Annotated in this window: 9 protein-coding genes; 2 read left to right on the forward strand and 7 right to left on the reverse strand. The window is 49.6% G+C overall.

Annotation, left to right across the window (positions count from 1 at the left end; translation table 11 throughout):
- The first annotated feature begins 99 nt into the window (after window positions 1-99).
- Complete coding sequence (locus HJV72_RS17460; protein WP_208072936.1) at window positions 100-1,734, forward strand: PucR family transcriptional regulator; 1,635 nt, start codon at window positions 100-102, stop codon at window positions 1,732-1,734.
- A 5-nt stretch (window positions 1,735-1,739) separates the two neighbouring features.
- Here the strand turns inward: HJV72_RS17460 and HJV72_RS17465 are convergent, their stop codons facing one another.
- The 7 genes from HJV72_RS17465 to HJV72_RS17495 all read right to left on the reverse strand — a co-directional run bounded on the left by HJV72_RS17465 (window position 1,740) and on the right by HJV72_RS17495 (window position 9,174).
- Window positions 1,740-2,783, reverse strand: coding sequence for an aminopeptidase (locus HJV72_RS17465; protein ID WP_243765692.1), 1,044 nt, complete (start codon window positions 2,781-2,783; stop codon window positions 1,740-1,742).
- Window positions 2,784-3,134: 351 nt separating this feature from the next.
- Window positions 3,135-3,773 (reverse strand): dihydroxyacetone kinase subunit DhaL, encoded by a 639-nt coding sequence (dhaL, locus tag HJV72_RS17470; protein WP_208072938.1) that lies wholly within the window; start codon window positions 3,771-3,773, stop codon window positions 3,135-3,137.
- A 29-nt stretch (window positions 3,774-3,802) separates the two neighbouring features.
- The gene (locus tag HJV72_RS17475) at window positions 3,803-4,798 is read right to left on the reverse strand and encodes a dihydroxyacetone kinase subunit DhaK (RefSeq protein WP_208072940.1); all 996 of its coding nucleotides are present in this window, start codon (window positions 4,796-4,798) and stop codon (window positions 3,803-3,805) included.
- Between the two features lie 31 nt (window positions 4,799-4,829).
- The gene (locus HJV72_RS17480) at window positions 4,830-5,597 is read right to left on the reverse strand and encodes a GolD/DthD family dehydrogenase (protein WP_208072942.1); all 768 of its coding nucleotides are present in this window, start codon (window positions 5,595-5,597) and stop codon (window positions 4,830-4,832) included.
- Between the two features lie 64 nt (window positions 5,598-5,661).
- The gene (locus HJV72_RS17485) at window positions 5,662-6,630 is read right to left on the reverse strand and encodes a substrate-binding domain-containing protein (RefSeq protein ID WP_208072944.1); all 969 of its coding nucleotides are present in this window, start codon (window positions 6,628-6,630) and stop codon (window positions 5,662-5,664) included.
- Window positions 6,631-6,715: 85 nt separating this feature from the next.
- Window positions 6,716-7,675 (reverse strand): ABC transporter permease, encoded by a 960-nt coding sequence (locus HJV72_RS17490; RefSeq protein ID WP_208072946.1) that lies wholly within the window; start codon window positions 7,673-7,675, stop codon window positions 6,716-6,718.
- Window positions 7,676-7,692: 17 nt separating this feature from the next.
- A complete protein-coding gene (locus tag HJV72_RS17495) occupies window positions 7,693-9,174 on the reverse strand; it encodes a sugar ABC transporter ATP-binding protein (RefSeq protein ID WP_330619032.1) in 1,482 nt (493 codons plus the stop codon).
- A gap of 353 nt (window positions 9,175-9,527) precedes the next feature.
- Here HJV72_RS17495 and HJV72_RS17500 point away from each other — a divergent pair, with 353 nt between their 5' ends.
- Window positions 9,528-9,800, forward strand: a complete 273-nt coding sequence (locus tag HJV72_RS17500) for a CD3324 family protein (RefSeq protein WP_208072948.1) — start codon at window positions 9,528-9,530, stop codon at window positions 9,798-9,800.
- Window positions 9,801-9,918: the final 118 nt, after the last annotated feature.

The raw sequence follows: 9,918 nt of genomic DNA on the forward strand, positions 1-9,918 counted from the left end.
CACCCTACATTGCAATATTCTGTCAATTATGATATAAAGTATATTATCTAATATCACGTTATAGGCTGTCATATCAAACTACTGATCGAGGTGGTAAAAGTGAAGATACATGTCTCTAACTGCCTCTCGCTACCCGCGCTGAAGTACGCTTCAGTCGTCGCCGGAACGAGCGGCCTTGACCGCGCCGTCTCTGCCATATCTGTGCTCGAGACGACAGATGTCGACGATATAGAACCTTCTTATCTGACGAGTGGCGAACTATTGATCTCCACTCTCGTTTCCATACGTAACAACACAGATAAGCAGTGTGCTCTGTTATATGAGCTGGACAAGGCAGACACATCCGGCCTTATCCTGTTTTATGTCGGAAAAATATTACCCAAACTTGATACCGAATTTCTCAGGATAGCCGACGAGCTGAAATATCCGATTATTTCCATCGCTCCGCAAGGTCCTTCTGTGTACGCAGATGTCATACACGATATCGCCAATTACATATTCCAGATGACTCTGGACGACGAACTGGCTCTCCCCGAACTGCTGCTGGATTTTACTGCTTCCGACAGACAGCACGGTGAGCTGGAACATCTGCTGTATGAAATCGGCCATTATTATAACGGTATGATTATGATACTGGACTCCAGATTCCGGCTTCTTAGCTGCACCGGCCCCAAGCTTTCTACATCCCCGGAGGCAGAGGGAGAGGATCTGGCTCCCCGTATCGTACAGTGGTATCGCCGCACGCATACTGGTGATACAGTATCCGCCTCTGTCGCGACTGATTCTTTTCTGCCGGACGATCATACGATATATACGGTCAGCAGCTGCCAGATATCTTTTCAGAGTACTGCCTGCAGCCTTCTCTTTGTGACAGAGAGAAACGACATCTCCTACTTTTTCATGAACATGCTGGCACAGACTGTCCGCAGCTATATGGTAAAATCCGAATTATCTTCCCATGCCGTGCGGGAGGATGAGGTGCTCTGCGCACTTTTCACGAACAATTATGAATACTGCGATTACCTTTCTTCCAGGAACAGCCTTCCGCTCAGCGAAGCCTCCGCCATATGGGTCATCTCTCCGGATACGGACGATCCTGCGGACGCCAATCTTATGCTGTTTGGGCAGAATAAATCCGTCCTTTCCTACTGTCTGAAATCGATTTCAGACGTGGCTGTTCCCATTTACTACGGCTTTTATGAAAACAGCTGGATTCTGCTGTTCGGGCAGAATTCCGGTCCGGAAGATCTCCGCTATGCTGCCGGAGCGTTCCTGGCGGAATGGAACATCTGTTGTCCGGACTGCTCTCTTTTCATCTATGATCAGGTGGCGTCCTGGAAAAAGATTCCGGAAGCCTATCAGCTGATCAGCAATATCAAATCCATCGCCCACAAGGTGTATCCGCTGGAAGGCTACTACACAACATCGCATATATATTTTCTTGAGACGTGCCTGTCGTGCCTGAACCATATGGCTAATTCTGACTCCCCGTCATGGCCTCTCGTTCTGGAGCCGCTGAAGGAGGATACCTCTCTGCTTTCCATACTTGAGACCATGGTTTTAGACGCGCAGCTGGATGTAAAGAAAAGTGCCGAGCTTCTGTATCTTCACCGCAACACGGTATACTACCGGCTGAAAAAGATTCAGGCTCTCCTCGGTTATGATCCTTTTGCTGTCCCGGGAATCAGTAACATCTCTATCTCGCTGGCGCTCCGCCGCATCCTGCAGACATAGTCTGCCTATTTGCCGAGCTTTTTCGCCAGTTCTGCAAGCTCTGGGTCTATCACTTTGCCCTTATCGGTAATCTGCACGCCGTCGAGCCATACGGATGTATTCAAAGTGATACCGTCTGTGTGGGATGGAGCCGGTACGCCGTTCGGCGGGACAAGGAAGCTTCCGATTGCTCCGAATCCCCACTGGGTGCATCCCCATACTCTCTCATCCTCACCGTTCTGTCCGCTGATTCTGGCGCCCGGATGGAATCCGTAGCATACATGAGCAGGCCTCATCATCTGTGGATGGTTAAAGCTTTTCAAGAATGCCTCCCATTCTTTTCCGGCCCTTCCGCCGTCTACCTTCGTGATGACACCTTTTTCAAGGTACACTTTTACAGGTGCGGATAATACTCCTATCTGCGGAACTAAAGATGCATCGAATACAAGTACTCCGTTGATACTGTCCAGCACAGGAGTCCATGCAATCTGTCCGCTCAGCATCGTTGTTCCCGGCTTGTCCCAGTATCCGGTCTCGCCTCTTACCGGCCATTCAGGATTATTGTCAAACTCTACATCCTGTCCCAGTTCAGATGTCAGACGGACGTGCTTTGCCTTCTTCGTCTTTTCCGCCACCAGTTCTACAAAGTCCCGCAGAAGCCTCTGGTCAACTCTTCCGTACAGGCGGATGAATACATCCGTCGTAGTGCCCGGAAGAGCCAGATATCTAAGCTTCGGATTACCCTGCATCGCTTTCTCATATGTATTGGAATACAGAAAATACTCCCTGTTAAATTCCAGCCATGCATCTGCTTTTAAAAGTGCTCCGAGAATCGCTTCCGATGGAAGGAAGCCATCCACCATCTGTCCTGGTCCAAGCGGAGAAGCCGTCCAGATAATCATAGGTTTGCCGCCCGCAGCAAAAGCTGCCTTTGCCACCTCTGTCACAAGACGCAAATCGCTCTCTGTATCCGCAGTGATGACAAGCGTCTCTCCTTCCTGAAGCTTACACGTCTCTCTGATTAAGACTTCCGTTGCTTTGCTTAATTCGATTTCATACATTCCTGACATACAATACACCTCCATTTAATGATTTACTGTTACGGCAAGCCGCAGCACTTTCTTCCCATGCAGCTGCCCTGGAAAGAAAAAGGCCATTGCAAAAATAATAACTTCTTGCAATAGCCTCGCTGCTTTTTGTTGGATTCATCGTAACATTATGTCAATAATATCACAATATGCCAAAGCCCAAATATCAGTATACTATTTTGTATTCGAGTACAAATCAGAAAATAGTTTTATTAAACATAAGTTATCTGATATAATCAAACAGGGCAGCGTCTCGTTGGGGACGGGGGAAAATTCATTTTCCCCCGTCCCCAACGAGACGCTGCCCTGTCCCTTTTTCAATTCCGGGTGTCCCTAGAGCAGTTCTTTTATCCCGTCCGCCATCGCTTCCAGGATGATGCAGCATGATGTCGCACCGGCATCGAGCACCCCACGTGACCGCTCTCCCAGGCGGCTGGATCGCCCGAATTTGGCCACCATATCTTTGGTGGAGTCCCGCCCTGCTCTCGCTGCGTCTTTCATCTTATCGAGAATCTCAGCGAACCCGGCTCCTGCCTCCGCACCATCTCTGACAGCCTCTGCCGCCGGGGCAAGCGAGTCTACGAGCGTCTTGTCTCCTACCTTCGCCTCTACGATGCCGCACAGGCCAGATAGACCTGCTTCCAGCATATCCGCGAATTCAGCCGGGCCTATCTCTTCGGCCTCTTCTCCGGCTTCTGCCATGTCCATGAAGATCGTCCCGTAAATCGGACCCATGGATCCGCCTATCTCGTTGAGCAGAATCATGCCAAGTTCGTCAAGCCCTTCCGAAAAGCTGATGTCTTTCTCCTTGAACCTTGTCTCGAACACCGTGAACCCTTTGTTCATATTCATCCCGTGGTCTCCGTCCCCAATCAGGCCATCTACTTCTCCAAGATATGCTTTACTGTCCTGGATACCTTTCACCATCTTAAGCAGCACCGGTTTTCCGTCTGCATTTTTAAATCTGTCCATGTTATTCCTCCTTGCAGCTTCCTGTCTGATCAGAACTGTTTTAATCCCATGCTTTCGGCCGGCATGTCGATCAGTTCTTTCAGCTCATCATCCAGTTTCATGACAGTGAGCGTCGCCCCCATCATCTCAAGTGATGTAAAGTAGTTCCCTACATATGCCTTATATGTCCGGATGCCCTTCTCGCTTAAGATTCTGTCAATCTCATCATACAGTACATATAATTCCATCACCGGCGTCGCCCCGAGGCCGGAGACAAGGACCACCACTTCATCGCCTTCTGCAAACGGATAATCGGGCAGCACGACATCTGTCATGCGTCTTGCCATCTGGGCCGCCGGTTCAAGCGCGCATACCTCTATGCCGGGTTCTCCGTGATGCCCGATGCCAACCTCCATCGTTCCGTCCTTAATCTCAAAGTTCGGATGCCCTACTGCCGGAAGCGTGCACGGCGTCAGTCCGATTCCAACGCTTCTCGTGTTATCAATGGCTTTCTGGGCAGCCGCTATGACTTCATCCAGGCTGCCTCCTTTTGCTGCTTTTGCGCCGCCTACCTTCCACATGAGCACTTCGCCTGCCACGCCTCTTCTCTTTTCTCTCTGATCCTTTGGCGCGGAGGCCACATCGTCATTGGCAACCACCGTCTTGACGGTTATCCCTGCCTTTTTTGCCATCTTTACCGCCATCTTGACATTCATATTATCTCCCGAATAATTGCCGTACAGGCAGGCTACCCCCTGTCCCTGGTCTGCCTCCTTACAGGCATCAAGGAATGCCGCGGCTGTCGGAGAAGAGCATATCTCCCCTACCGCCGCCGCGTCACAGAGGTTTCTGCCCACATAGCCGATAAAAGCAGGCTTATGTCCTGAGCCCCCGCCTGTGACGACACCCACCTTGCCTTCTGGAATGTTCCTGGCTCTTACCACACGCGGATTATCTGCCGCCTCCACGATATCAGAATGTGCCTTCAGGAATCCTTTGAGCATCTCGTCCACGATATCATCCGGATTATTTAATATTCTCTGCATATACTGCCTCCTTCAAATTGCACTGCTCTGTTTATTTTATCGTATATCCGCCGTCAATCAGCAGATTGTGTCCCGTAATCATGGCTGCCGCGCCGCTGCACAAAAAGCCGATTACACCGGCTATCTCATCTGGCTCAGCAAAGCGTTCGGAAGGCATCTCTTTTTTGAACGCATCGCCTGCGGGACCATCCCACGCCTTATGTCCCAGCTCCGTCAGCACAACCGTCGGGGATACTGCGTTGACCCGTATTCCGTATCTGCCCCATTCATACGCCATGACTTTCGTCATCGCTATAATCGCTCCCTTGGACGCACAGTAGGCCACATGCCGGTCAAGCGCGATGACTCCTGCCTGGGATGCCATGTTCACGATGCACCCGTCCACTTCCTTATCAATAAAGTATCTGCCCATCATCTGTGCCATCATAAAAGATGCCTTCAGATTCACGTTCATCGTGCGGTCCCAGTCTGCCTCAGATATAAGCTCAGCCTTCTCAAGTGCCACGATACCCGCGCAGTTTATAAGTATATCGACCTGGCCGAACGCCTTAACCGCCTCTTCAAGCACCCTCTCTCTATAGGATTCATCTGTAGCGTCTCCTGCCACACCGATTGCTTTCGGATCCAGACCCTTGGCAATGCTGTCTACATCAGGATTCAAATCAGCCAAACATATCTTCACGCCCTTTTTCGCAAAGAACTGCGCCGTGGCGTATCCGATCCCTGCAGCGCCTCCCGTAATGACCGCCGTTTTTCCCTCTAATGAAAAGTCTGCATCTGCTCCGTAATACTTCAACATGATTTATCCTCCTTACCCTTTCATGCCGGGAAACCCTGCTCAGGATCTCCCGGCTTATACACGATTATTGAGCTCTTTCCCTAAAATCTGCTACGTTGTCTTTGTTTACTTCTTCAAAATCAATCCAGTAGTTCTCGTCAACCTCTTTGCCGTTTACCGCATCGAGCAGTACCTGGACTGCCTTTCTTGCCTGTCCGTCCGCATTTTGGAAGATGGATACGACCATATTGCCACTTTCTACTGCGTCAAGAGCGTCCGTAATACCATCCACGCCTACCGCAGGGATATCTTTGTTCGCTGCCTTCACAGCCTCTCTTGCTCCAAGTGCCATCTCATCATTTTCGCCGATAATTCCGTCGATTTCATCAAATGCCTGCAGCCATGTCTCCATCACTGTCATCGCTTCTGAGCGTGACCAGTTGGCCGTCTTTTCCGCCAGCACTTCAACGCCCGGATTCTTATCCAGAATATTCTGGATTCCTTCACGACGTTCAATCTGTGCAGACTGTCCCATCGGCCCTTCGATTATGACTATCTTGGCGTCTGTTCCCACTTTATCAAGAAGCGCCTGCGTCTCCATCTCGCCGGCCTTGACATCCTCAGAACCTACATAGCTTGTCAGCTTGTCGTTCTTCACACGCGTATTGACTCCGACAATCGGTATCCCTGCCTCTACCGCCTTGTCTACACACGGAGAACAGGCTTCTGCATCCTGAGGATTCAATATGATGCCGTCACATCCGTCTGATATCATCGTCTCGACCTGGCTTATCTGCGTACTCGCATCATAGTTGCCGTCGTACACCGTCAGTTCAATGCCGAGCTTTTCCGCCTCGTCCTCTGCGGCATTGGCCAGACGCACCGTGTACTCATTTTTCAGGCTGTAGAGCGTCATTCCAATCTTCACTTTCTTGCCGGAATCCTCTGAATCAGACTTCTCCTTTTTGGCCTCCTTGTCGGCAGCTCCACACCCTACGGCGAGCCCCGCCGCCAGGCTCAGGCACAGCAGTACGCTTAATAACTTCTTTTTCATTTCTTTTCCTCCTTATTTTTTGTTTATATAAAAATGCTTCTGCATTTTTATTACCCTGCACGCTCCCGTCATAAGCTCCGCCCGCCTACCTTGACTCGTTAAGAGAATCAAGCATGACTGCGCCGATGATGATGATTCCTTTTATAACAAGCTGCCAGTATGAAGACACCGCCATCATATCAAGCCCATTGTTCATTACACCCATAATCAGAAAACCTACCACAGTCCCCCAGAGCCGTCCGCGTCCTCCTGACAGGCTGTTGCCGCCTATGACAGCGGCGGCGATAGCATCTACTTCGTATCCGTCGCCATTCTGCGAGATTCCGGATGTGACACGGGAGGTCAGAATCACCCCGGCCAGCCCGGCCAGAAGGCCGGAAATCATATATACGGAACAGATGACCATCTTGATGTTGATGCCGGATACCCTCGCTGACGTTGCATTGCCTCCTGTTGCAAATACATACCGTCCATATCTGGTCTTATATAGTATGATATAACATATGATCAATACTCCAATCAATATTAATACCGGAATTGGTATGATGCCTGCACTTCCGCCTCCGATTACGAGGAACTCTTTGCTCAGTCCCGGAATCGGCTTGGCGTCGCTGGCCATGAATGTGATTCCCCTGGCTATGCTGAGCATGCCAAGCGTGGCAATAAATGCAGGAACCCTCAGGTAAGCTATGACGACCCCATTTACCGTGCCGATGAGAAGTCCGATGGCAAGTCCGGTAAGAAGTGCTATATACCATGGCATCCCGGTCTCTGTCCTGGCCACAAGCGCACAGTACATCCCAGCAGCCCCCACTGCCGACCCGACGGATAAGTCGATTCCTCCGGTCAGCACGACAAAAGTCATCCCAAGTGCCAGCAGCCCGTTGATAGACGCCTGGCGCAGCATGTTGAGCATGTTCGTGACCGTAAGGAATCTGGCTTTCATTACGGTAAAGAATATCATGATGACAATCAGGCCGAGGATGACACCATACTTTGCCAGAAATTCTTTTATGTTGAATTGTTTACTTTTACTCTTTCCCATAGTTCTCTCTTCCTCCCTTATATATGTGACACTGCCATCTTCATGATGCTTTCCTGTACAAACTCGCTCCGCTTCAGCTCTCCGCCGACCTTGCCGTTGCTCAGCACAAGCATTCTGTCTGCCATTCCCATGACTTCCGGCATCTCGGAAGATATCATGATAATCGCGTTTCCTTTCGCAGCATATTCACACATCAGCTTATATATCTCCGATTTGGCTCCTACGTCTATGCCCCTTGTAGGCTCATCCAGAATCAGGAGCTTCGGATTCTTAATCATCCATTTCGAGAGGACCACCTTCTGCTGGTTGCCCCCGGACAGCGACTTTACAAGCTGCTTAGGACTGTGCAGCCTGATCCGCAGCCGCTCGATCTCTTCCTTTACGAGGGTGCTCTCTTCCTTTTCATTGATGAAAAGCCCCCGGCTTAATTCCTTCATGGACGCAAGCGATATATTCTGCCCTACGCTCATCTCAAGAACAAGCCCTTCCTGTTTTCTGTCTTCCGTCACATATGCGATTCCCTCACGGATTGCGTCTTTTGGCCTTCTGATGTCCAAAGGCTTTCCGTCAAATATGACTTCTCCCTTATCCCGTCTATAGAGACCGAACAGCGCGTGCATCAGCTCTGTCCTTCCCGCTCCTACAAGACCCGCTATTCCGTAGATTTCCCCTCGTTTCACCGTAAAGCTGATATCCTGGAACTTGTCTCCAAGCGTAAAGTTCCGGACTTCCAGTATCGTATCGGAGATTGGAACCTCCGACTTGGGAAATATCTCTGTAAGCTCACGTCCGACCATATTCTGAATCAATATGTTGTTGTCGATATCTTCTGCCTTCCATGTATTCACATACTGGCCGTCACGCAGGACCGTAATGTCGTCTGATATCTGAAATATCTCATCCATCTTGTGTGAGATATAAATGATTCCTTTTCCCTGCTCCTTCAGATCACGGATAATAGAAAACAGGTTGTCGACTTCCTTGTCCGTGATAGCTGATGTCGGCTCATCCATAATGATAATTTCCGCGTTCAGCGATATTGCCTTTGCAATCTCGACAAGCTGCTGGTCCGCCACCTTAAGCGCGCCCACTTTCTCTTTTGGGCTTATATGTACCTTCATGCTTTCAAGCAGTTCTTCCGTCTGCTTATACATCTTTGCATAATCGACAAACAGCCGCCCGCCAGGTTCCCTGCCAAGATAGATATTCTCGGCCACGGTCATCTCCGGAACCGGAGACAGCTCCTGATGAATCATAGCGATGCCGAGCGCCTGGGAATGCTTCGGAGACTGGATGTCAACCTGTTCCTCCTTTACCGTGACGGTTCCTGCGTCACATTTATGGATTCCCGCCAGGACCTTCATCAGGGTGGACTTGCCAGCGCCATTTTCCCCCATCAGCGCGTGGACCGTCCCTTTTCTCAAGATAAAATCTACTCCGTGCAGCACCTTGACCGTGTTAAAGCTCTTTTCGATTCCCTTCATTTCCAATAAATTCAAAGTCCTCGCTCCTTTCTCATTGATTTCTTCTATATGGTCTAATTCTATTACAGAGGATGCTCCCGGCGAGGTTCAATATTTTATAAAAAAGTTCTATTTTTCTTTATTTTGTTTTTAAATTAACAATTAAGGAAGTTTATGATGCTCATTTTTATTTATAAAACAAACATGAGAAGACAGAGCCGGCGCGGTTATGGTATACTATATGTCATATAAAGATAAAGGAGGGCCGTATGCTTATGCTTAATCCTATCCATCGCGCTGCTTAGCAAAGGCTGACGCAGCTGCCTGATACGCAAATAATGTGAGATAGCCTTTGCTTTTCCTGATAATACGAAACAAAGGAGAGCAAGATGCGCTATAGAAAAGCTGACCAGATTCTGCCGCCGGAATTACTTGAGAAGGTACAAGAATATGTGGATGGCACAATCCTGTACATCCCTAAGACTGAAGAGCATAGAAAGAACTGGGGAGAGGGGACGGCCACACGGGACGAGCTCAGGATCCGCAATGCCCGGATCTATTCGGATTACCTGGCCGGTGAAAGTATGAAGAATCTGTCATCAAAATATTTCTTGTCACTGAAGAGTATCCAGCGGATTATCGGACAAGAAAAGAAAATGTGAGTTTAAGTAAAGTGGCTGCGGGCGGGGAATCGGGTGGCATCTGCTCCGATGCGTACGAGGCTTCGACTATTTCACGTATCCCTAACCCTGCGTAATGCGCGCCGATTGCGGCTTGCAT

The organism is Extibacter sp. GGCC_0201, assembly GCF_017566055.1.
GTDB lineage: Bacteria > Bacillota > Clostridia > Lachnospirales > Lachnospiraceae > Extibacter.

What these genes read in the sequence shown, in the direction of transcription:
- HJV72_RS17465 (WP_243765692.1), bottom strand. Translation starts at nt 2,783, where the DNA reads ATGTCAGGAATGTATGAAATCGAATTAAGCAAAGCAACGGAAGTCTTA.
- dhaL (WP_208072938.1), bottom strand. Translation starts at nt 3,773, where the DNA reads ATGGACAGATTTAAAAATGCAGACGGAAAACCGGTGCTGCTTAAGATG.
- HJV72_RS17475 (WP_208072940.1), bottom strand. Translation starts at nt 4,798, where the DNA reads ATGCAGAGAATATTAAATAATCCGGATGATATCGTGGACGAGATGCTC.
- HJV72_RS17480 (WP_208072942.1), bottom strand. Translation starts at nt 5,597, where the DNA reads ATGTTGAAGTATTACGGAGCAGATGCAGACTTTTCATTAGAGGGAAAA.
- HJV72_RS17485 (WP_208072944.1), bottom strand. Translation starts at nt 6,630, where the DNA reads ATGAAAAAGAAGTTATTAAGCGTACTGCTGTGCCTGAGCCTGGCGGCG.
- HJV72_RS17490 (WP_208072946.1), bottom strand. Translation starts at nt 7,675, where the DNA reads ATGGGAAAGAGTAAAAGTAAACAATTCAACATAAAAGAATTTCTGGCA.
- HJV72_RS17500 (WP_208072948.1), top strand. Translation starts at nt 9,528, where the DNA reads ATGCGCTATAGAAAAGCTGACCAGATTCTGCCGCCGGAATTACTTGAG.